Genomic DNA, 22,914 nt, shown 5'->3' with positions numbered 1-22,914 from the left:
CACAGAAGAACACGAGGTTTGCCATGAAACGCTTTCATATCGCCCTGGCCGTTGCCGACCTGGACGCCTCCATCGCCGATTACAGCGCCCGCCTGGGCCAGCCGCCGCAGGCGGTCGTCACCGGCGCCTACGCGATGTGGCGCACCGACCAGCTCAACTTCTCGATCAACCAGCAGCCCGACCGCGCCGGCCAGTTGCGCCACGTGGGCTTCGAGGATGACGACACCCATGGCTTCAGCTGCGACGCCGACGTCAACGGCATCCCGTGGGAGCGCTTCTCCGCCGTGGCGCAGGACTTGCGGATCATCTCGACCTACGGCGTCCCCGCCCGCGAGCCTGTCGCGGACGAGCTGATCCGCAACTAGACCGCCGCCGGCATGCCCAGGAACCCCACGTGACGACATCATCGACGGCAGCCAGCGCTGCCCACTCCTTCGCCGCCGACCCGCGAGCGCTCGCCGGCCGGCCGATGAGCGGCGCCGAGGTGATCGTGCAGGTCATCGCCCACGAAGGTGTCGAGGTGATGTTCGGCTATTCCGGTGGCGCGATCCTGCCGGTGTACGACGCAGTGTTTCGTTACAACGCCGAACACGCACGCGCCGACGGCAGCGAACCGATACCGCTGGTGGTGCCGGCCAACGAACAGGGCGCCGGCTTCATGGCCGCCGGCTACGCGCGCGCGTCGGGCAAGGTCGGCGTAGCCATCGTCACCTCCGGCCCCGGCGCCACCAACATGGTCACGCCGGTGCGCGACTCGATGGCCGACTCGATTCCGCTGGTGGTGATCTGCGGCCAGGTCGGCACCGCCGCGATCGGCAGCGACGCGTTCCAGGAAGCGCCGATCAGCAACATCATGGGCGCCTGCGCCAAGCACGTGTTCCTGGTTACCGACGCGACGCAGCTGGAGGCGACCGTGCGCACTGCGTTCACCCTCGCCCGCAGTGGCCGGCCCGGGCCGGTGGTGGTGGACGTGCCGAAGGACGTGCAGAACGCTGCGCTGTCGTTTCGCGGTGCCGGCGAGCTGGCACTGAACGGGTATCGCGCCAGGCTGCGCGCGGTGGAACAGGCGACGCTGAGCGACGCCGACTGTGTTGCACTGTTCGCCGCGCTGATGCAGGCCGAGCGTCCGCTGATCTATGCCGGCGGTGGCGTGATCGCGGCGGACGCGGCACAAGCGCTGCGCGCATTCGTCGACGCGTTCGGACTGCCGGTGACCACCACCCTGATGGGCCTGGGCGGTTTCGACAGTACCGACCCGCTGGCCCTGCACCTGCTCGGCATGCACGGCACCGCGTACGCGAACTACGCGGTGGAGGATTGCGACTTCGTGCTGGCGCTGGGCGCGCGTTTCGACGATCGCGTGGCCGGCGTGCCGGGCAAATTCGCGCCGCGGGCGAAGTTCATCGCCCAGGTCGACATCGACCCGGCCGAGATCGGCAAGGTGAAGTCGGTCGACTGGCACCACGTCGGTCCGCTGAAACGCGCGCTGGAGCGGCTCACCGCGTATGGCCGCGCGCACGAACTGCGACCGCAGCTCGGCGCCTGGCACGCACATGTCGCCGAACTCAAACGCGTGCATGCGATGAACTACGACCGCGCCAGTGCGCTGATCCAGCCGTACGCGGTGATCGAGGCGATCAACCGCCATGCGCAGGGCCGCGCCATCGTGAGCACCGGCGTCGGCCAGCACCAGATGTGGGCGGCGCAGTATTTCGACTTCCGCGCGCCGCGGCATTGGCTCACTTCCGGCTCGATGGGCACGATGGGCTTCGGCCTGCCGGCAGCGATCGGCGCACAATTCGCGCAGCGCGACAAGCTGGTGATCGACATCGACGGCGACGCCAGCATCCGCATGAACATCGGCGAGCTGGAAACCGTCACCACCTACGGCCTGCCGTTGAAGATCGTGGTGCTCAACAACGTCGGCGACGGCATGGTGCGGCAATGGCAAAAGCTGTATTTCAAGGGCCGCTTCGCCGCCTCCGACAAGAGCCTGCACAAAAAGGATTTCGTGCTTGCCGCGCGGGCCGACGGCTTTGACTGGGCGCGGCGACTGGAGCGCAACGACGCGCTGGAATCCACCATCGCCGACTTCCTCGCCTTCGACGGCCCGGCGTTCCTGGAAGTGATGATCGATCCGGACGCCGGCGTGTATCCGATGGTCGGCCCCGGTGCCAGCTACGCGCAGATGATCACCGGCGATTTCATCGCTTCGCGCGCCATGCCAGTCGCGCCCGAAGCCACCACGACTCACATGTTTTGAGCTTTTGACCTTTTCCTTCTCCCCTTGGGAGAAGGTGGCCCGAAGGGTCGGATGAGGGTACGGGCGAGCCTCAGCGCCCCGCTCCGCCCGCACCCTCACCCGCCTGTCGGCACCCTCTCCCAAAGGGAGAGGGACTCATCATCGGAGTTCCGCCATGAACCACACCTTGTCCATCCTGTTGCAGAACGAAGCCGGCGCGCTGGTTCGCGTGGCCGGGCTGTTCGCCGCCCGCGGCTACAACATCGACACGCTGACCGTGGCGGCCACGCACGATCCGGCGGTGTCGCGGCTGACGCTGAGCCTGCAGTGCGACGATGACGCGCTCGGGCAGATCCTGCAGCAGACGCGCAAGCTGGTCGACGTGCTGCAGGTGGCGCATCCGGCCAACGCGCTCGCCGCATGAATGTCGTCGCGCCGCTGGCCGTCGATGCCGATGGCGACCTGCTGGCGCGGATTCGCGCCGCGCGTGTCTACGACGTGGCGCACGAGTCCGCGCTCGAACCGGCGCCGTTGCTCACCACGCGGCTCGGGCAACCGGTACTGCTGAAACGCGAGGACCGGCAACCGGTGTTCTCGTTCAAGCTGCGCGGCGCGTACAACCGCATGGTGCAACTCGATGCCGCCCAGCGCGCGCGCGGTGTGGTCGCCGCCTCCGCCGGCAACCATGCGCAAGGCGTGGCGCTGGCCGCGGCGAAGCTGGGCATCCGCGCCACCATCGTGATGCCGGTGACCGCGCCGCAGGTGAAGATCGACGCGGTGCGCCGCTTCGGCGGCGCGCTGGTGGGAGTGCGGCTGTGCGGCGATTCGTACAGCGAGGCGCAGGCCGCCGCCGCGCAATTGCAGGCCGAACGCGGCGCGGTGTTCGTGCATCCGTTCGACGACCCGGCGGTGATCGCCGGCCAGGGCACCATCGCGCTGGAAATCCTGCGCCAGCATCCCGGTCCGATCGAGGCAGTGTTCGTGCCGGTCGGCGGCGGCGGCCTGCTCGCCGGCGTGGCCGCCGGCATCAAGGCACTGCGGCCCGGGGTGAAGGTGATCGGCGTGCAGGCGGCGGATTCGGATGCGATGGCGCGTTCGCTGGAAGCGGGCGCGCGCGTTGTCTTGAATGAAGTCGGCCTGTTCGCCGACGGTACCGCGGTGAAGCAGGTCGGCGCACTGACTTTCGCGTTATGCCGCCAGCACGTGGATGCGATGCTGCGGGTCGATGCCGACGCGATCTGCGCGGCGATCGGCGACATCCACCAGGAAACCCGCAGCGTGGCCGAGCCGTCCGGCGCGCTGGCGCTGGCTGGGCTGAAGCAGTACGTGGCCGCGCACGGCGCCGGCGATGGTGCGCTGGTGGCGATCGTCTCCGGCGCGAACATGAACTTCGACCGCCTGCGCTTCGTCGCCGAACGCGCCGAGGTGGGCGAGCAGCGCGAAGCCGTGTTCGCGGTGACCATTCCGGAGGAACGCGGCAGCTTCCGCCGCTTCTGCGCCGCCCTGGGCCGGCATGACATCACCGAATTCAACTACCGCATCGGCGACACGCACGCCGCGCACATCTTCGTCGGCATTCGCATCGCCAGCCGCGACGAACGCGAAGCGCTGGTGCAGGCGTTCCACGGCGAAGGTTTCGATGTGCTCGACCTCACCGACGACGAACTGGCCAAGCTGCACCTGCGCCACATGATCGGCGGCCGCTCGCCGTTGGCGCGCGACGAGCGGCTGTACCGCTTCGAGTTTCCGGAGCGCCCCGGCGCACTCACCCATTTCCTCGACCAACTGCATCCGGACTGGAACGTCAGCCTGTTCCACTACCGTAACCACGGCGCCGACCACGGCCGCATCCTGGTCGGCATCCAGGTGCCCGCGACCGAGCTGCCGCTGTTGCAATGCTTCCTTGCCACGCTCGGCTACCCGCATGTCGACGAAAGCGCGCACGCCGCCTATCGCCTGCTGTTGCGCCAGTGATCGATGCGACGGCGGTGGGCGTCAGAACAGGTCGATGCTGCCTGGCGTCGTCGCCCGTCCCAGCAGCCCCTGGGCTGCCAGGCTCTCGTAGCCATGGGTGCGGTTGCGGCCGTTTTCCTTGGCGAAATAAAGCGCCTTGTCGGCGCGGTCCAGGATCGTTGCCGGATAGTCGTGGTCGCCGATGCGCGCATAGCCGATGCTGACGGTGACGTGGCCGACCTGCGGAAGAACCTGTTTTTCGAGCCGCTGGCGGAATCGCTCCAGTGCGGCGTACACGGTCGACTCTTCGTTGGCGCCGAGCAGGATGACGAACTCCTCGCCGCCAAAGCGGAACAACACATCGTCCTGTCGAAAGCTGGCCCGCATCTGTTGCGCGAGCAGCAGGATCACTTCGTCGCCGTAGAGATGCCCGTAGTTGTCGTTGATGCGCTTGAAGTGGTCGATGTCGAGGATCGCCAGCCAGACTTGCGACGCCGGCGACCGCGGAGCACCGTCCGGCGACGTCCGGGCGTGGGCGGTCAGCCCGCCCGGTTGCAGCAGTCGCTGCAGGTGCCGCTCGAAGGTGCGGCGGTTGTACAGGCCGGTCAGCTTGTCGCGTTCGCTCTCGTGGAGCAGTGCGGTGTAGTTGGCGTAGATCCGGGTGAAGCCGTCGAGCAGCGGACGACTCGCGCTGGATGGCACGGCGCTCTCCAGTTGCAACGCGCCGATCGCCCGTCCCTCGCACAGGATCGGCACGACCAGCCGATGGGCATCGCCGTCGCCGAGCTCCGTCTGCACCTCCAGCCGCTCGATGCAGCGACGCAGCGCGAGCCACGCCGTATCGTCGGCTGCCGGAACGAGTACCTGCAGCTGGTAGCTGCCGTGCTCGTCGGGCACGCAATGAACGATGCTCTCCAGCTGGTGGCTGCTGTCTGCGGCACGCTTGCCGAGCGAGACGCTGCGCGCCGACGCCAGCTCGGCCAGTGACAGCACGAGGCTGTGGTCGAGTGCGTCGATGTCGCGGTGATGGGTGAAAGCGGCCACCGAATCGAGCAGGCGCGAATGCGCCAGCATGCCGGCAGCACTCGCCGGCGTCGGCGCGCCCGTCGCAGGTTCGGCCACGGCAGTCACCGGGACGTCAGCGGCTCCCGGCATGATGTCGGGTCGCTGCCGGGGTGTTTCGGGTTCCACCATCAATGCTCCGGCGTACGACGAAAACCCGCCGATGCGCAATATGTGGCGCAATCCGGACGCGCCTGTCGGGCTATCGGCCGGCCGGCGCCATTCTTTAGTCGTCGGACGAACTGCGGCGGCTCCCGGCCGAGCATGGCACGGCAGGCGTGGCTGGCCGGTTCAGCCCGGACCGCTGCCTGCGCATGCCGTAACGCGATCCGGCCCGCACTGGCTGCGTGTCGGCTCGGGCTAAACTGCGCCTCATGGCTCCTCCTCGCAAACGCCAGCAATCCCGCCCCGCTGCCACGCCGGCGCCCCGCGCGCGCCCTGGCGCAGCGCGCCCCGTCGGCAAGAAGCCGCCGCAACCGGCCGACAGTTCGACCCGTGCCACTCGGGTGCTGAACTGGCTGTTGCAGAAGCTGTCGACGCGTCATCGCGAAAAGGCACTGGACTACCTGGTGCTGACCCGCATGGATCGCCCGATCGGCGCTCTGCTGCTGCTGTGGCCGACCTGGTGGGCGCTGTGGCTGGCGGCAGGCGATTTTCCGCCGTGGAAGCCGCTGATCATCTTTACCCTGGGCGTGTTCGCCATGCGCGCGGCGGGTTGCGCCATCAACGACTACGCCGACCGCAAGCTCGACCCGCAAGTGGCGCGCACCGCCGGGCGGCCGATCGCCAGCGGACGGGTGACGCCGCGCGAGGCGCTGATCGTGTTCGCCGCGTTGCTGGCGTTCGCGTTCGTGCTGGTGCTGTTCACCAACCGGTTGACGATCGAACTGTCGTTCGCCGGCGCCGCGCTGGCGGCGATCTATCCGTTCACGAAGCGCTACACGTACATGCCGCAGGTGGTGCTCGGCGCCGCGTTCGGCTGGTCGATCCCGATGGCGTTCGCAGCCGTGACAAACACTGTACCGCCGGTGGGTTGGCTGCTGTTCATCGGCAACATCCTGTGGTCGGTGATCTACGACACCGAGTACGCCATGGTCGATCGCGAGGACGACATCAAGGCCGGCGCAAAATCCACTGCGGTACTGTTCGGCGATGCCGACCTGCCGATCCTCGGCGTGCTGATGGGTACGTTCCTGCTGGCGATGGTGTTTGTCGGCCAGCGCGCCGCCCTGGGCTGGCCGTACTGGTTGGGCCTGCTGGTCGCTGCCGGTCTGTTCGGCTACCAGCACTGGCTGATCCGCGACCGTTTGCGCGACGCCTGCCTCGCCGCGTTCCGCCACAACAACTGGCTGGGGCTGAGCGTGTGGATCGGCATCGTGCTGGCGCTGGCGGTGCGCTAGAGCAGAGGAGTGAGTGAAGAGGGGTGAGAAGTGAAAAAACCGCAGTGCGGCACGCCTTGGTTTTTTCTCTCACTTCTCACTCCTCTCCACTCACTTCTGCTTCAAAGGTGCGCGCGCCAGCGCCCACACGTCCACCTGTTGCACGCCGGCACGCCTGAGCACCCGCGCGCACTCGGCCAGGGTGGCGCCGGTGGTCATCACGTCATCCAGGATCGCCACGTGCGGCGGCAGCGCGATGCCCGCACGCAGCGCGAATGCGCCGCGCACGTTGCGACGGCGACCGATGGCATCGAGTTCGGTCTGCGCCTCGGTGTGGCGCACGCGTTGCAACACGTCATGACGCAGCGGTACGCCAAGCCCGTGCGCCAGCGGGCGGGCCAGCTCCAGCGCCTGGTTGTAGCCGCGCCGACGCAGCCGGCCTCGATGCAACGGCACCGCCAGCAGCAACTGCGGCAACGTGACCGGGCACGGTTCGCGTCGCCACAGCGTCGCCAGCACGCGGCCGGCGGCCAGGTCCGCGCCGAACTTGTAGCACGATTCCAGCCGATCCAGCGGCCAGCCATAACGGAACGGTGCCCACGCCGCATCCCACGGCGGCGCGCGACGCTGGCACTGCCCGCACAGTTCCGCCAGCGTGGCCAGCGGCAACGCGCAGCGGCTGCAACAGCTGCGGTTGCGCGGCAGTTCGGCGGCGCAGTCGACGCACAGGTCAATGCCGGCGGCACCGGCGGCGCCGCACAGCAGGCAGCGCAGCGGCAGCACGAAGCGCCGCAGTCGCCGCCATGTCGTCAGCGCTTCCGTGCGCTCATCCATCGGTTCAGCGTCCCGGCTTGTACAGCGCCGCGTCGAGAATCGACCACAGGTGGATCAACCAGCCGAGCAGCACGATCCACAGCACGGCGGCCAACACGAACATCACGATCGCCATCAGCAATCGTCCCTGTACCAACTGGCCGAGCCCGGGAATGAAGAAACTGCAGATGGCTGCAAGCACGTTGCCGCTGCTGCCTTGCCCTTCGCTCATGCCGATCCACTCCACGCCTGGTTGCGCACGATGGTAGCGGGAGCGGGGGCGCTCCGTCTCGTCAACCATTCGCGTCTTTATCGAGTTGACAGGCTCCGGAGCGGCTCCCACACTCTCGCGATTTGCAAGTAAGGGAGTTGCCGTTCCATGACCGACATCGCCACCCGCCACGACTGGACCCGCGCCGAGGTATCCGCGCTGTTCGCGCTGCCGTTCAATGAATTGCTGTATCGCGCGCACACGGTGCACCGCGAACATCACGATCCGAACGCGGTGCAGGTGTCGACCCTGCTGTCGATCAAGACCGGTGGTTGCCCCGAGGACTGCGCCTATTGCCCGCAGGCGGCGCGCTACGACACCGGCGTGCAGGCGCAGAAGTTGATGACCGTGGCGGCCGTGCTGGAACGCGCGCAGGCGGCGAAGGATGCCGGCGCCAGCCGCTTTTGCATGGGCGCGGCTTGGCGCGGGCCGAAGGATCGCGACATCCCCAAGGTCGCGGAAATCGTCCGCGCGGTGAAAGGGCTCGGCCTGGAAACCTGCGCCACGCTGGGCCTGCTCGGCGACGGCCACGCGCAGGCGCTGAAGGATGCCGGACTCGACTACTACAACCACAACATCGACACCGCGCCGGAGTTCTACGGCGAGATCATCCACACCCGCGAATACCAGGACCGGCTCGGCACCTTGAACCAGGTGCGCGATGCCGGCCTGAAAACCTGCTGCGGCGGCATCGTCGGCATGGGCGAAACGCGCGAGCAGCGCGCCGGCCTGCTGCAGGCATTGGCGAATCTGCCGGAACATCCGCAGTCGGTACCGATCAACCAGCTGGTGCCGGTGGCGGGCACGCCGCTGGGCGATACCGAGCCGCTCGACCCGTTCGAGTTCGTGCGCGCGATCGCGGTGGCGCGCATCCTGATGCCGCAGTCGATCGTGCGCTTGTCTGCCGGCCGCCAGCAGATGGACGACGCGGTGCAGGCGCTGTGCTTCTTTGCCGGCGCCGGCTCGATCTTCCACGGCGAAAAATTGCTGACCACCGGCAACCCGGACGTGGAAGCCGACCGCGCGCTGTTCCGCCGGCTCGACCTGCATCCGATGGAGATGGATGCGCACCCCGGCACCGTCCACGCCGACATCATCCAGCCTGAGGCCGGCGGCTGCGGACAAGGCTGTGGCTGCAGTGTCGCGGCCTGACCTGATCGGAAGACTGGCCGTCCAGACGGCCGAACGCGCGCAAGGAAAGCTCCTGCGAAGCGTGCGCACGATCGAGCACGCCGACGGTCCGTGGCTGGAAAGCGGCGGCCGGCGCCTGTTGTCGTTCTGCAGCAACGACTATCTCGGTCTCGCGCAGCACCCGCAGCTGATCGCCGCCTTCAAGCGCGTGGCCGACGACGAAGGAGTCGGCAGCACTTCGGCGCATCTGATCTGCGGCCATCGCGCCGAACATGCCGCGCTGGAGCAGGCGCTGGCCGAGTGGACCGGGCGTGAGCGGGCGCTGTTGTTCTCGACCGGCTACATGGCCAACCTCGGCGCACTGCAGGGGCTGCTGACGCGCGACGACGTGTGCGTGCAGGACAAGCTCAACCACGCCTGCCTGCTGGATGGCGCGAAGTTGAGCGGCGCCGAGCTGAAGCGTTACCCGCACGGCGACGTGGCGGCCGCGGCGCGGCAACTGGCGACGCACCCGCATGCGGCCGCCCTGCTGGCCACCGATGGCGTGTTCAGCATGGATGGCGATGTCGCGCCGCTGCGCGAACTGGCGGCACTGTGCCGGCGCGAAAGTGCGACCCTGATGGTCGACGACGCGCACGGCCTGGGCGTGTTCGGCGCCGATGGTGCCGGCAGCGTCAACGCCGCCGGGCTGGGCCAGCGCGAGGTGCCGCTGCTGATGGCCACGCTGGGCAAGGCGCTGGGTTGCGCCGGCGCGTTCGTGGCCGGCCCGGCCGCGCTGATCGAGGGCCTGATCCAGACCGCGCGCCCGTACATCTACACCACCGCGATGCCGCCGGCACTGGCTGCCGCCGCGCTGGCCGCGGTGCGGCTGGCGCAAACCGAATCCTGGCGGCGCGAAAAACTCGCGGCCCTGGTCGAACGTTTCCGCGCCGGCGCGAAACAACTTGGCCTGCCGCTGCTGCCCTCGTCCAGCGCCATCCAGCCGCTGCTGCTCGGCTCCGCCGAGATGGCGCTGACGGCGGCGCAGGCGCTCGAACAGCATGGCCTGCTGATCAGCGCGATCCGCCCGCCCACCGTGCCCATCGGCAAGGCGCGACTGCGCATCACCTTGTCGGCAGCGCATGACGAGAGCCAGGTCGACCAGTTGCTGGCGGCGCTGGAATCGCTGCATCTGCCGGCCGTCCGCGGCTGAAAACCGGCGCCACGTATAATTGCCCGCCTGCTCCATCGATTCCCCTGCATGTCGATCGTCAACATCTCCGCCTACAAATTCATCAGCCTGGACGACCTGCCCGCGCTGCGCGAGCGGCTGTTCGCGCGCTGCGAAGCGCTGGCGCTGAAAGGCACGATCCTGCTGGCGCCGGAGGGCATCAATCTGTTCCTGGCCGGCAGCCGTACGTCGATCGACGGCTTCGTGGCCACGCTGCACGACGATCCACGCTTCGCCGACATCGCCCCGAAGGAGTCGTTGTCCACCGAGGTGCCGTTCGGCCGCCTGCGCGTGCGGCTGAAGCGCGAGATCATCACCATGCGGCTGCCGACGATCCGCCCCGAAGGCGGCCGTGCGCCGGCGGTGGATGCGCCGACGCTGCAACGCTGGCTGGACCAGGGACACGATGACGACGGCCGCGAGGTGGTGCTGCTGGATACCCGCAACGACTACGAAACCGACGTCGGCAAATTTCCACGGGCGGTCGATTACCGCATCGCCAGCTTCACCGATTTCCCTGCCGCAATCGCCGCCGACCGCGCACGCTACGACGGCAAGACCGTGGTGTCGTACTGCACCGGCGGCATCCGCTGCGAAAAGGCGGCGCTGCACATGCGCGATCTGGGCATGGACAACGTCTACCAGCTCGACGGCGGCATCCTGAAATACCTGGAACAGACCGACGGCACGCATTGGCGGGGCGCTTGTTTCGTGTTCGACGGACGCGTTGCGGTCGACAACGCCCTGGCTCCAGCCGGCATCCCGATGCCTGCACCGCGCAGTGGCGACAAGGATCAGGACGCATGAGCCTGTACATCGACAAACGCGGCCATGGCCCGGTCCCGCTGGTGCTGCTGCACGGCTGGGCGATGCATGGCGGCGTGCTGGCACCGCTGGTCGAGGCGTTGGAAGAACAGTGCACGATGTACGTGGTCGACCTGCCCGGCCATGGCCATTCGCGTGACTGCGGACTGCCGCTGGAACCGCACGCTTGCGCCGCCGCGATCGCCGCCGTGACCCCATCGGCGATCTGGCTCGGCTGGTCGCTGGGTGGGACCATCGCACTGACCGCCGCGCTGGAACACCCGCAACAGGTGCGCGGCCTGGCGATGCTGTGCACCACCCCGAAATTCGTGCGCGATGCGGGCTGGCCATACGGCGCCGACGGCCAACTGGTACACCAGTTGGCCAGTGACCTGGAAACCGATTACCACGCCACCATCGAGCGCTTCCTGACGCTGGAGGCGATGGGCAGCGCCGACCCGCGTGCCGAACTCCGCCACCTGCGCAGCCTGGTGTTCGCGCGTGGCGAACCCGACCTGCGTGTATTGCAGGAGGGCATCCGCATCCTGGAAACCAGCGATCGCCGCGCCGCCCTGCCGGACTTGCGCGTACCCAGCGCCTGGGTCAGCGGTCGCCGCGACCGGCTGGTGCCGCCGCAGGCGATGGCATGGTCGGCCAGCCATTGCGCCGGCAGCTACGACGACATCCCGCAGGCCGGGCACGCGCCGTTCTTCGGCCATGTCGACGCCGTGGCGCAGGCGCTGCAACCACTGCTGTCATCCACCGCACAACGAGCCTGACTGATGACTACGTTCGAACTCGACCAACAGCTGGTGCGTCGCCACTTCGGCCACGCGGCCGGCAGCTACGAGCGGCACGATGTGCTGCAACGCGAAGTGCAGGCCGCCCTGCTCGAGCGCCTGGACTTCTATACGGCCATGCCGCAACGCGTGGTCGATGTCGGTGCCGGCACCGGCCGCGGTACCGCGCTGCTCAAGCAGCGTTATCCAAAGGCCGAGGTGATCGCGCTGGATCTGGCCGTGCCGATGCTGCGCGCCGCGAAACAGCACAGCAGCTGGCGCAAGCCATTCATGCGGGTATGCGGCGAAGCGGCGGCGCTGCCGCTGGCCGATCGCAGCGTCGACGTGCTGCATTCCAACCTGTGTTTCCAGTGGATCGACGACCTGACGGCGCTGTTCGGCGAATGCGTGCGGGTGTTGAAACCGGGCGGCCTGCTGGTGTTCTCCAGCTTCGGCCCGGACACCTTGAAGGAGCTGCGTGCCGCCTGGGCCGAAGCCGACCAGTCGCCGCACGTCAGCCGCTTCCTCGACATGCATGACGTCGGCGATGCGATGCTCAACGCCGGCCTGCGCGACCCGGTGCTGGACGTGTTCCGCTACACGCTCACCTACAGCGAACCACGCAAGCTGCTGGAAGAGCTGCAAGGCCTCGGTGCCACCAACGCCGACCGCAGCCGCGAGCGCGGGCTCACCGGCAAGTCGCGTTATCGGCGGATGCTGGCCGCCTACGAAGCGATGCGCACGGAGGGCCGTATCCCCGCTACCTGGGAAGTGGTCGGCGCACACGCCTGGGGTCCGCCCGTCGGCCAGCCGCGCCGTGGCGCCGGCGGCGAAATCGCCAGCTTCTCGATCGACCAGTTGCGCGGGTCGCGGGCGCGCCAAGGGCAGTAGCCCGCTAAAGAGGACTGAACAACAAGCGATGCCTCATCGGAAAAATGGGCTCGCCGGGGTATCTGGCGTAATCCGCGGGTCCGTCTTTGGTTGAAGGCATCGCAGCGCATCTGCAGGCAGTGATCTGACGACGCTACACTGTGCCATCCACTCGCCGACCCAAGGGATCGCGGATGCGCTTGCAGGACGAGATGGCGACAGCCGATGTGCTCACGCCAGCGGATCGCTACCAGGAATTGTTCGTGGCGGTGCAGACGACCGGCGTGTTCGACGACAGCAAGACCTTCGTCGACTGCGCACCGCGCGGCGATCCCGCGCAGATCCTTGCCGCCTATCGCGCGCAGCGGGACGACGCCGGGTTCGACCTGGCCGACTTCGTGCACCGGCATTTCCTGCCGCCGGAAATCCACGCCAGCCACTATGTCTCGGTGCCGGGCCAGTCGCTGAAGGATCACATCGACGGCCTGTGGGATGTGCTGACCAGGCATCCGCACCAGCACCCGCCGAACGCCTCGCTGTTGCCATTGCCGCACCCATACGTGGTGCCGGGAGGACGCTTCGGCGAGCTGTACTACTGGGATTCCTGGTTCAGCATGCTCGGCCTGGCCGAGAGCGGTCGCCACGACCTGCTGCGCGCGATGGCGGCCAACTTCGCCTTCCTCATCGACCACTGGGGGCACGTGCCCAACGGCAATCGCACCTACTACCTGAGCCGCTCGCAGCCACCCGTGTTCGCCTTGATGGTCGAGCTGTTCGAACAGCACGGGGTAGCGCAGGCGCTGACGTTCCTGCCGCAACTGCGGCGTGAGCATGCATGGTGGATGGATGGCGCCGACACGCTTGAGCCGGGCCATGCACGCCGGCGCTGCGTGCGCCTGGCCGACGGCAGCCTGCTCAACCGTTACTGGGACGATCGCGACACCCCGCGCGAAGAATCCTACGTGGAGGATGTGACCACCGCGAAGCAATCGACCCGACCGCCGTGCGAGGTCTATCGGGAGCTCCGCGCCGGAGCCGAATCGGGCTGGGATTTCAGCTCGCGCTGGTGCGACGACGGCGAGTTGTCGAGCATCCGCACCAGCGCGATCCTGCCGGTCGACCTGAACAGTCTGCTGTACAAGCTGGAGCGGCAGATCAGCCTGCTCAGCCAGGCCAGCGGCGAAGCGGAACAGGCCGAAGCATTCCGCCTGCGCGCCGAAGCAAGGCAGGCCGCGATCGATCGCATGCTGTGGAACGGCGATGCCGGTGCCTACCTCGACTACGACTGGAAGCGCAACGCGCCACGCGACGCACTCAACGCGGCTACCGTCACCCCGCTGTACGTCGGCCTGGCCAGCCGCGAGCAGGCCCGGCAGGTGAGCCAGGCACTGCGTCTGCGCCTGCTGCGGGACGGCGGCATCGGCACCAGCGAGGTCGCCAGCGGCGAGCAATGGGATCAACCGAACGGATGGGCACCGCTGCAATGGCTGGCGATCGGCGGCCTGCGCAACTACGACGACCCACTGGCCAGGGAGATCGCACGGCGTTGGCTGCACACCGTCGGCAGCCTGTACGAGCGCGAGGGCAAGCTGGTGGAGAAATACACGCTGGTGCGCAAAGACGGCGGCGCGGTGGGCGGCGGTGGCGGCGAATACCCGCTGCAGGACGGTTTCGGCTGGACCAACGGGGTCACCCGCCAGCTGCTGCACGAGGACCCCGCCCATCCTGCGAACCGGACGCGAGCCGCGAAACGCGGCTGAACCCAGGCGCCCGCAAAGCGCACGATGGCGGCGCGGTCAGAAGCTGACGTCGCGTCGCAGCAACGCGGCCAGCCAGCGCGCGAAACGACCAAGCAGGCTGCGCGATTCACCGGCGATCGCCGCGCTGCCGGGCGCCTCGCGCGACAATGCCTCGTGCCGGTCGCAGTCGCCGAAGCGCACCCGGAAGGTGGATTCCAGCGGCGTCAGGGTGCCGTCGGGACGGTGCACGCTGGCCACCTGGCCGCCATAGACGCTGGCCACGTAGGGTTCGTCGAGTACGCCGAGATTGAGTCGGTCGATCCCGCTGACACGACAGTGCACGATCGGCAACTCCGGCAGCTCCGCAAGGAAACTGACCGGCTGTCCCGTCGCCAGTCGCGACAAGGCCGCCTCGTCGACAAACGCGTCGCCCTTGACGCCGCCGTCGCTGCCGACCACGCCCAGCAAGGCCTCGCCGCCCTTGATCCATTCGCCCGCGCGCAAGGTCGGATTGAGGTCGACCACGCGGCCGGCAAAGGGTGCGCGCAAGGTCAGCCGCGCCTGTTCCGCTTCATAGCCGGCCACCGTCTGGCGCGCCGTGTCCCAGCGCTTGCGCAGGGCCGGGCCGAGCGCGCGCAGTTCGTCGTCGAACGGCTGCTGCTCGACCTGCCACTGGTATTGCGCGGCCTGCTGGCGTGCGCTGGCCAGCTGGTAGTCGAGATCCGGCGAGGCGAGCTGCGCCAGCACGGCGCCAGCCTGTATCGCCTGGCCTTCGCGCACCGCCAGCGTGACCACCTGCGCCGCGCGCGGCGCATACACGACCTGCGCCTGTGTCTGGCCGAGCACCGCCGGCGCATGCACCTCGCGTTGCCACGGCAGCAGCAGCACCAGCGCAAGCAAGCCGGCCACGATCGTCGTGCGCACGGTATGCCGGTTCCAGCGCAGTTCGGCGCGACGCCGCCACCACACCTGTATCTCGCGCGCGATCGGCAGCGCGAGAAACCAGCCGATCTCCACGCACATCAGCACGATGCCCAGTGCGCGAAAGAAGAAGTTGAACACCAGCAGCGCGATCGACAGGAACAGCACGAAACGGTACAGCCAGGTGACCATCGCGAAGACCACCAGGAATCGGTGGTGCTTCGGCGGCAACGCTTCCGGTGGCGCGTCGCCGAAGCCGAACAGCCGCTCGCGCAGCCACCAGCGGCCCAGCGCGAACGTGCGCTCGTGCAGGTTCGGCACGTTGACCCAGTCCGACAGCAGGTAGTAACCGTCGAAACGGGTGAACGGACTGACGTTGATCGCCAGCGTCACCAGCCATGTACTGGTGGCCAGCATGAACACGCCGGCACGCAGCGGGCCATCGGGCAGGAAGTTCCACAGCAGCGTGGCGTAAGCGGCCAGCATCAACTCGGCCAGCACGCCGGCGCCGCCGATCTGCAGGCGGGCGCGGCGCGATTTCAGTTTCCACGCCTCGTTGGTGTCGGTGAACAGCACCGGCCACATCACCAGCAGCGCGATGCCCATGGTCGGCACGCGACAACCGTGGCGATATGCGGTGAACGCATGGCCGAGTTCGTGCAGCACCTTGGCGAAACTCAGCGCGATGCCCAACCCGAGCAGGCCCTGCCACGTGGTATAGGCGTGGAACGTGTGCACGAAGCTGTCCCACTGACGCGACACCAGATACAAGCCAAGCACGACCACGCCGAGGGTCAGCCACCAGAAGCCTGGCCGGTAGACGAAGCTGATCCATGGATACACCCGGCGCAAGAACGGCATCGGTTGCACCAGCGGCACGCGCAGGAACAGGTAGTTCTTCAGCAGCCACCGCGGTATCGACAACTTGTGCCGTGCGGCTGCCTGCGCCAGCAGCACACTGTCCTGCGGCGTCGCCGCCAGGAACAAGTGATGGCCGCCGAGGAACTGCGCCAGCGCGACCACGTCCTCGGCATCGACGCTGAGCGTGGTTTGCGCATTCACCGCCGCGACCACGGCGTCGACCGTGCCCAGTGACCAGCGCGAAAGGATCTCGAACGCGGGCCAGCCCAGTTCGTAGAAGCGGTTCGCGGCGGGATCGTGCAGGGTCCACGTCGGCGAGCCGTCCGGTGCCGCCGGCGCCGGGTTGAGGGTCAGCTCCTGGCGCAGCGGCGGCAGCGTTTGCGCTGGCGCCGGCGATGTCGATGGGTCGGTCTGCACGCGCTCAGCCCAGCCACTGGCGCAGCGTGGCCAGCGGACGGCGCAGCACGTAATAGACCAGCGGCACGCGCCCGGCGTACAGTCGCGCCGTTCCCATCAGGCCCAGTCGTGGCAGGTCGTCGCCCGCACTGAAGTGGGCCTTGACCCGATAGGCAAGGATGTTCTCGTCGGTCGGTGCCGCCTTGTACGCCACGCTGTCGACCGTGGCGTGGTACGCGGTGAACGGCGAAGCGCGCGGATAGAAGGTCACGTCGGCGCCGGCTTTCAGCGCGATCTGGTCGCCCACCGGCAGGTAGCCGGTCAGTTCCACCTTGCCCGGATCGGCCAGCACCAGCACCTTCTCGCCGACCACCACGGCCTTGCCGGTCCAGTCGTTGACGTCGGCGAACACCGCCACGCCGGCGCGTTCGGCCTTTACCTGCACGCGCGCGAGCTGATCGGCGGTGTAAGTCATGTCGACCTGCTTCTGCCGAAGGTCGCCCAGGCGCTCGGCCATCTGCAGCTTGCTCTTGTCGTCGGTGACCGCCTGCTGCGCGCTCTGCCGGTATTCCTCTTGCGCGGTTTCATAGGCCTTGCGCGCGCTGGCGTAGCGGCTGCGCAACGTGGTCGCATCCAGGTTGAACAGCAAGGCTCCGGCCTGGACTGGCTGGTTCGGCGTAACCTTGAGGCTGTCGATGACGCCATCCAGCGGCGCGCGCACCACGAACGGATCGACCGGGGTGACTTCGGCCGGTGCCAGCGCGGACAGCCGCACCGGGATCAGGCAGATCAGCAGCAGCGCCAGGCCCAGCCGCCACCACCATTGGCGTGTGCGCAAGCGGGTCAGCAGTTGACGCCACAGCCGTTCGCGCGGGCGCAGCGCGAACAGGCCGTGGCCGAGCAACGCACCCAGTTCGCCGGCCAGCGCCAGTTCCTCGTCGGTCCAGGGTTGGTCGCGCGCCAGCAGCAGCACGCCGCGCGGGCCGCCACCGGCATGCGGCAGCGGCAACGCCAGCGCGTGCATCGGCAACCAGCTGCCCCATTCCTCGACGAGCAACGCCGGCAGCGCCCCGACATCGATCACCCGCGGCGCGGGTACCGGCGCGATCTTGCGGAACAGCCGCACCAGCCATTGCACGTACGGCGCTTCCGGGTCGACCTGCGGCACGCCGGACAGTGCGGCGATGTGGCTGGCATCACCGTCCAGCCACAGCGCCGCCTGTCGATAGGCGAACACCGCGCGGGTCTCGTTGACGGCGACGAAGCCCAGCTCCTGCACGCTGGCGGCGGCGCGCACGCGCTGGCCTAGTTGCAGCAGGCCGATCAGCCCCTGCACCGACGCATTCACCGTACTCATGGGTGATTCGGAAAGCTGGCCCAGCCGCTCATGCCGGGCAGCAACTCGTCATGGCGGCCCTCGATGCGACCGCTGATCGACACCGTCTGGCTGATTGGATCGATGCGTGCCCCCAGGCGCACGACCTGCGCCGGATAGTCCTTGCCGAGATCATCGACGTGCACGGTGAAGCTCGCGCCGGGCTTGAGCGTGGCCAGCCAGCGCGACGGCACGATCAGCTTCACCTCCAGCGTGCCGGTATCGAGAATCTCCAGCAACGGCTTGCCGGGGGTGACGTATTCGAACGGCGCGGCCTCGCGCTTGGCCACGCGGCCGGCGAACGGCGCATGGATGCTGCACTTGCCGACAGTGGTACGCATGTAGGCAGCGTCGGCCGCCGCCTCCTTGGCGCGTGCCTCGGCCTGGCCCACTTCCAGCACACCGACCGAATGCAGGCTGGCCAGCTTGCGGGTCACCTCGGCCTCGCGCGAAGCGGCCGCCGAGGTCGCTTCGGCCTTGCGCTGCTGCGCCTGGTACAGGCCGCAGTCGAACGCGACCAGCAGGTCGCCCTTGGCGAATGCATCGCCTTCCTTCAACGGCAGCCGCGCGATCTTGGCCGCCACCTCACTGGAAACCTCCACGTCATTCTGTGCCGCCAGCTGGGTGCGGATGCGGCCGGCGGTATCCGCCTCACCGACGGCATTCTGTGCGATCGCGCTGCTGCCGAAACACAGCAACACCAGCGCCAGTGCGACCCCGCCCATGCCGGCGACCTGCGGGCGGGCGACGCTCCTGTCGATGGTGGGGCAAGGCAACGACATCGTCCGCGAACGGACTCCAGCGACAGGGCAAACAATCACTTCGAGGCATCTCCGGTGGCCGGGGCGGCCCACTGTTTTTCGGTATCGCGAATGGCCTGCTCCAGCGTCGGCAGGTCATGGCTGGCAACCGCCGCAGGCACCGGGTCGAGGCCGAGCGTGGCCACCATCTGGCCATACGCGCCCTGGTAGGCGGCGTAGCTCTGGTACAGCTTCAGCTCGGACATCAGCGCGCTGGTGGCGGCACGAATCTCGGCCAGTTTGCCTTGCGCGTTGGCCTGTGTCGCGTTGCGCGTGTGCTCGAGGATGCGCTGCTCCACGTCGCTCAGCTGGCGAGTCAGTTCGAACTGCTGCTTGCGGCTGGTGTAGTCGATATAGGCCACGTGCACCTGGGTCAGCACCGCCATGTTCAGCGCGAGGCGCTGCTCGCGCGCCAGCTCGTATTGCGCCTTGGCCGCGGCCTTGATGTGCCCGGCATTGAGCAGGTTGAGCAGGTTCCAGCTGATCTGGATGCCGGCGTCGCGCCACTCGTTGTTGACCAGGAAATCGTTGCTGTCGTAATGCGTGCCGACGTTCAGCTCGACGCCGGGCAACAGCTTGGCCATCGCCTTGTGCGTCTCGTCCAGGCCGATGCGTTCGTTGTAGCTGGCTTCGATCAGCTCGGGGCGATGCAGCAGGGCCACTTCTTCCATCTTTTCCGGCGCGATCGACAACTCGGGCGTGTCGAAACTGGCCGGCGGCGCCAACTGGTAGGGCTTGCCCGGCTCCAGGTTCATGATCGAGGCCAGCTTCGGCTTGGCCTGCGCCAACTCGTCGCGGATCGTTTCCAGCTGCAGCACCAGACCGAGCAGCTCGCGCTGGTAGCCGAGGGACTGCAGCGGATCCTTGAGGCCCTGCTGCTCGATCGCGCGCGAGTCGCCCAGCGCCTGTTGCGCCTGCGCCAGCAACGGTTCGATCTGCGCCTGCAGTTTCTGCGCGCCGGCAGCTTGCCAGTAGGCCTGCCGGGTCTGCTGCATCAGCAGCTGCACCACCTTGCGACGACGCTCCTGCGTGGCCAGCACGCGATCGGCCTGCTGCCGCGCACCGTAGTAGCTGACGCCGAAGTCGAGGATGTTCCAGGAAAAACCGAGGTCGGCACGCGTGGCCTGACGCTCGCTGGAAGTCGACGGCACCAGCGACTGCTGGCCGGTGACGATGTCCTGCGACGACGACGCCAACACGTTGTCGCGCGAGGTGTAGCCGGCGGCGGCGGTGAGCTTCGGCAACAGGTCGAAGTTGGATAGGTCGAGCTGCCGCTGGGCCAGCGCCTCCTCCATCATCTTCACGCGGTTGTCCAGGTTGTACTTCAGTGCACGCGCCATCGCCTCGTCCAGCGTGATCGGCCCGCTCACCGGCGTCTGCTCGGCGAACATCGCCTGCTGGTCGGCCTGCAGCGTGGCGCTGCGCTGCTCCAGCGTCAGCGGGCGGGGGTGGATGGCGCAGCCGCCGAGCACCAGGGTGGCGAGCGTGGCGGCGAGGAGCTTCTTGGGCATCAGGATGGTGGTGGTGTGCAAGGCGCTGCTCTCCGTAGCTGGATGGAAAGTGGAAAGGGATGCTGCGACCAGGCGATTCACGGGCGTGCCTGGGCGGAAGCCTGCTGCTGGCGGGCCACGGCGAGGTGGTGCAGCAAGCTGGCGTGGTCGACGTTGCCGTGCTGACGTTGCTGGCCGAACTGAATCTGCAACGCCGGTTTCGCGGTAGCCACCGGTTTGCTGTCGGTGTTGTTCGCCGGGCGGCTGGCATGCGCCGGTCTGCTCGGGGCGCGATCGGTGGTAGTGGACAATTCCAGCGGCACGTTGCGGACCTGGCCATGGCCATCGAGCACGGTCAACTGCAACGACAGCGTGCCGCTGAAGTCGGCCGGCGGCACGCCATCGAGCGTGTCCGCAACGGGATCGAAGTGCAGCCACGACGGCAACGGCCGGCCGTCGGCCAGGCTTACCTGCAATACGCCATGTTGACCGTCCAGCGCACCCGGCAGGCGTACGCTGAACGGACGATTGGGCGCGACCCAGGTCGACGGCGGCCAGGCGGAAGCGTCGCGCACCGCGTTGCCGAACGACGAAATGGACTCATGCGACAACGTGGCCAAGCTGTCCAGCACGCCGCCGAAGCGCTCGATCGGCAAGGTGAAGAGCGGTGTCGGGGCAGCCTCGCCGAAGAAGATCGTCGGCAGGTCGTCGGGTTGCAGCGCAGTCAGCAGCGACACGCTGTTGCCGTGCGTGATGCCCGATGCCATCGGCAACACCGTGGGTGGCGGCAGCACCACCGGCGTCACGCCACCCACCACGTAAACCTCGCCGTTGGCACCGGCGACCAGGGCGTTGCCGGCGGTGTCGGCGATGCCGCTGCCGGCGGCGGCCAGGTTCAGTTGCAGGCTGCCGCTGCCAACCACGTCCTGCAACTGCACGGTGAAGCTGTGCCCGTCGATGCGGGTGATCGCGCCGATCGTGGCGTGCGCATTGCCGGTGGCGACCAAGGCGAAGTCGGCGGCGTCGACGCCATCGACACTCTCGTCGAAAGTCACCGTATAGCTCAGACCCTGCTGGCCGCTGTTGGGACTGCCGTCGTCGCGGCTGATGGCCATGACCTGTGGCGCGGTGGTATCGACGATCACGCCGCTGCCGTCGGCGATGCCATGCAACGCCGGTGCAAATTGGTTGCCCGCCGCATCGTGGAGTTGCGCACCGTGCGGATCGATCGCACCGGTCAACGCGATGCCATCGGCGTCCTTGTCGCCCGGCCGGACTGTGTACTGGAACACCAGCGTGTCGCTGCCCGAACCCGAGACGTAGTCTGCGTACGCCGTGCTGCCGCCGATGTCCAGCTGCAGCCGCGGTGTGCCGCCGGCGCTGTCGACCAGCACGGCCTCGCTGGTCGTCACACTGAAACTCAGCACGTCGCCCGCGTTGTAATGACCATCGGCCGGCATGTCGACGCGCGCCACGCCAGGCTCGATCGCGTCGACCCGCACGCCGGTGGTGGCCGCCACGCCGTTAAGACCGGCCACAATGGCATTGCCCGCGGTGTCGCGGATGCTGCCGCCATGACTGTCGATGCTGCTGCCGAGGGTGATGCCATCGGCATCCATCTGCCCGCTGCTTGCGGTGAGGCGGAACAACAACGCCGTGCTGCCCGACCCGCTCAGGTAATCCGCATACGCCGTGCCGCCGCTCTCCAGGATCACCGCGATCCGCGGCGTGCCGCTGCCGGTGTCGACAATCACGACGTCGCTGAAGTCGACCGTGAAGTCCAGATTCTGGCCGGCGATATAGGTGCTGTCCGCTGGCACCGCCACGGAAACGACCACGGGAGGCTGGGTATCGATCGCGTAATTGTTGGAATCGGTGCTGCCGGTGCCGGCGTTGCCGGCCGCATCCTGCACGCCGGTGTTGTCCAGCGTGATCAGGTTGCTGGCGTCGGTGATGTCAGCCGTCGGCGTGAAGGTCGCGGTCCAGGTGATGCCGCTATCGCTGCTGGCCAGGCCGCTCAAGCTGCCATTCGCCACCGTCAGGTCGGCCGTGGTCAGGCCGCTGACCGCCTCGCTGAAGGTGATCGTGGCGGTGGAGGTTTCACCGGCCGCCAGCGCGGTGTCGGCCACCACGATGGTCGCGGTCGGGCGCAAGGTATCGATCGCGTAGTTGTTGGAATCGGTGCTGCCGACACCGGCGTTGCCCGTGGCATCCTGCACACCGGTGTTGTCCAGCGTGATCAGGTTGCTGGCGTCGGTGACGCCCGCCGTGGGGGTGAAGGTTGCGGTCCACGTCACGCCGCCATCGCTGGAGCTGACCGCACTCAGCGTGCCGTTGGCCACCGTCAGGTCGGCGTTGCTGAAGCCGCTGACCGCCTCGCTGAAGGTGATCGTCACCTGCGAGGTTTCGCCCACCTTCAAACTGTTCTCGGCGACCACGATGTCTGCCGTGGGAACGACTGCGTCGACCAGCACCGCGGCCGTACTGCCGACGCTGTTCAAGGTCAGCGTGGCATCGTTGCCGGCGGCATCCTTGAGCGTGCCGCCGTTGCCTCCGAGAGCGCCGACGGCAATGCCGTTGGTATCGAGATTGCCGCTGGCGACGGTGTAGCGGAAGGTCAGGGCACTCGTGCCGGAACCGCTGATGTAATCAGCATAGACCGTACCGCCGGTATCGAGCGTGATCGCGATGCGCGGCGTGCCGCCGCCGGTGTTGACCGTGACCGCCTCGCCGAAATTCACCGTGAAATCGAGATTGTCGCCGGCGATATAGGTGGCATTGGCCGGCACGCCGACCGAGGTCACCGCCGGGGCGGTGT

At 67.9% G+C, this 22,914-nt stretch carries 19 protein-coding genes; 11 read left to right on the top strand and 8 right to left on the bottom strand.

Annotation, left to right across the window (positions count from 1 at the left end; translation table 11 throughout):
* Positions 1-23: 23 nt before the first annotated feature.
* The 4 genes from CIW53_RS11210 to ilvA all read left to right on the top strand — a co-directional run bounded on the left by CIW53_RS11210 (position 24) and on the right by ilvA (position 4,216).
* Positions 24-365, top strand: a complete 342-nt coding sequence (locus CIW53_RS11210) for a hypothetical protein (protein WP_149364814.1) — start codon at positions 24-26, stop codon at positions 363-365.
* 104 nt (positions 366-469) lie between these two features.
* The gene (ilvB, locus tag CIW53_RS11205; RefSeq protein WP_149365035.1) at positions 470-2,263 is read left to right on the top strand and encodes a biosynthetic-type acetolactate synthase large subunit; all 1,794 of its coding nucleotides are present in this window, start codon (positions 470-472) and stop codon (positions 2,261-2,263) included.
* A 154-nt stretch (positions 2,264-2,417) separates the two neighbouring features.
* Positions 2,418-2,666, top strand: a complete 249-nt coding sequence (gene ilvN, locus CIW53_RS11200) for an acetolactate synthase small subunit (protein WP_149364813.1) — start codon at positions 2,418-2,420, stop codon at positions 2,664-2,666.
* On the top strand, positions 2,663-4,216 hold the full coding sequence (gene ilvA, locus CIW53_RS11195; RefSeq protein WP_149364812.1) for a threonine ammonia-lyase, biosynthetic: 1,554 nt from the start codon (positions 2,663-2,665) through the stop codon (positions 4,214-4,216). The genes ilvN and ilvA overlap by 4 nt, the downstream gene beginning before the upstream one ends.
* 21 nt (positions 4,217-4,237) lie before the next feature.
* Here ilvA and CIW53_RS11190 read toward each other — a convergent pair whose 3' ends face one another.
* Complete coding sequence (locus CIW53_RS11190) at positions 4,238-5,317, bottom strand: GGDEF domain-containing protein (RefSeq protein ID WP_242451869.1); 1,080 nt, start codon at positions 5,315-5,317, stop codon at positions 4,238-4,240.
* Between the two features lie 314 nt (positions 5,318-5,631).
* Here CIW53_RS11190 and ubiA point away from each other — a divergent pair, with 314 nt between their 5' ends.
* Positions 5,632-6,657: a 4-hydroxybenzoate octaprenyltransferase gene (gene ubiA / locus CIW53_RS11185; RefSeq protein WP_242451868.1), complete on the top strand. Its 1,026-nt coding sequence runs from the start codon at positions 5,632-5,634 to the stop codon at positions 6,655-6,657.
* A 90-nt stretch (positions 6,658-6,747) separates the two neighbouring features.
* Here ubiA and CIW53_RS11180 read toward each other — a convergent pair whose 3' ends face one another.
* Positions 6,748-7,470, bottom strand: a complete 723-nt coding sequence (locus CIW53_RS11180; protein WP_149364811.1) for a ComF family protein — start codon at positions 7,468-7,470, stop codon at positions 6,748-6,750.
* Between the two features lie 4 nt (positions 7,471-7,474).
* Positions 7,475-7,681, bottom strand: coding sequence for a hypothetical protein (locus CIW53_RS11175; protein WP_149364810.1), 207 nt, complete (start codon positions 7,679-7,681; stop codon positions 7,475-7,477).
* Between the two features lie 147 nt (positions 7,682-7,828).
* Here CIW53_RS11175 and bioB point away from each other — a divergent pair, with 147 nt between their 5' ends.
* The 6 genes from bioB to treF all read left to right on the top strand — a co-directional run bounded on the left by bioB (position 7,829) and on the right by treF (position 14,274).
* Positions 7,829-8,872, top strand: a complete 1,044-nt coding sequence (bioB, locus tag CIW53_RS11170) for a biotin synthase BioB (protein WP_149364809.1) — start codon at positions 7,829-7,831, stop codon at positions 8,870-8,872.
* Positions 8,859-10,043 (top strand): 8-amino-7-oxononanoate synthase, encoded by a 1,185-nt coding sequence (bioF, locus tag CIW53_RS11165; protein WP_149364808.1) that lies wholly within the window; start codon positions 8,859-8,861, stop codon positions 10,041-10,043. Before bioB ends, bioF begins: the two co-directional genes overlap by 14 nt.
* 48 nt (positions 10,044-10,091) lie before the next feature.
* Positions 10,092-10,868 carry a sulfurtransferase gene (locus CIW53_RS11160; RefSeq protein WP_149364807.1) on the top strand — a complete coding sequence of 259 codons (777 nt, stop codon included), beginning with the start codon at positions 10,092-10,094 and terminating at the stop codon, positions 10,866-10,868.
* The gene (gene bioH, locus CIW53_RS11155) at positions 10,865-11,644 is read left to right on the top strand and encodes a pimeloyl-ACP methyl ester esterase BioH (protein ID WP_149364806.1); all 780 of its coding nucleotides are present in this window, start codon (positions 10,865-10,867) and stop codon (positions 11,642-11,644) included. Before CIW53_RS11160 ends, bioH begins: the two co-directional genes overlap by 4 nt.
* A gap of 3 nt (positions 11,645-11,647) precedes the next feature.
* Complete coding sequence (gene bioC, locus CIW53_RS11150; RefSeq protein ID WP_149364805.1) at positions 11,648-12,535, top strand: malonyl-ACP O-methyltransferase BioC; 888 nt, start codon at positions 11,648-11,650, stop codon at positions 12,533-12,535.
* Positions 12,536-12,708: 173 nt separating this feature from the next.
* Positions 12,709-14,274, top strand: coding sequence for an alpha,alpha-trehalase TreF (treF, locus tag CIW53_RS11145; RefSeq protein ID WP_149364804.1), 1,566 nt, complete (start codon positions 12,709-12,711; stop codon positions 14,272-14,274).
* 36 nt (positions 14,275-14,310) lie between these two features.
* Here the strand turns inward: treF and CIW53_RS11140 are convergent, their stop codons facing one another.
* The 5 genes from CIW53_RS11140 to CIW53_RS17795 form a co-directional block, all read right to left on the bottom strand.
* Positions 14,311-16,452 (bottom strand): HlyD family efflux transporter periplasmic adaptor subunit, encoded by a 2,142-nt coding sequence (locus tag CIW53_RS11140; RefSeq protein WP_197736648.1) that lies wholly within the window; start codon positions 16,450-16,452, stop codon positions 14,311-14,313.
* Between the two features lie 4 nt (positions 16,453-16,456).
* Positions 16,457-17,788, bottom strand: coding sequence for an HlyD family efflux transporter periplasmic adaptor subunit (locus tag CIW53_RS11135; RefSeq protein WP_149364803.1), 1,332 nt, complete (start codon positions 17,786-17,788; stop codon positions 16,457-16,459).
* Positions 17,785-18,588, bottom strand: coding sequence for an efflux RND transporter periplasmic adaptor subunit (locus tag CIW53_RS11130; RefSeq protein ID WP_197736647.1), 804 nt, complete (start codon positions 18,586-18,588; stop codon positions 17,785-17,787). The genes CIW53_RS11135 and CIW53_RS11130 overlap by 4 nt, the downstream gene beginning before the upstream one ends.
* Before the next feature lie 35 nt (positions 18,589-18,623).
* Entirely contained in the window at positions 18,624-20,138 is a 1,515-nt protein-coding gene (locus CIW53_RS11125; protein ID WP_197736646.1) for a TolC family protein, read from the bottom strand.
* Between the two features lie 56 nt (positions 20,139-20,194).
* Positions 20,195-22,914 (bottom strand): Ig-like domain-containing protein (locus CIW53_RS17795; protein WP_197736645.1); only part of this gene is annotated, 2,720 nt, incomplete at its 5' end.

It is taken from the genome of Rhodanobacter sp. T12-5 (assembly GCF_008329435.1).
In the GTDB taxonomy this organism is placed as follows: domain Bacteria; phylum Pseudomonadota; class Gammaproteobacteria; order Xanthomonadales; family Rhodanobacteraceae; genus Rhodanobacter.
The sequence above is the reverse complement of the archived record's forward strand: the minus strand, read 5'-3'. Positions and strand labels throughout refer to the sequence as shown.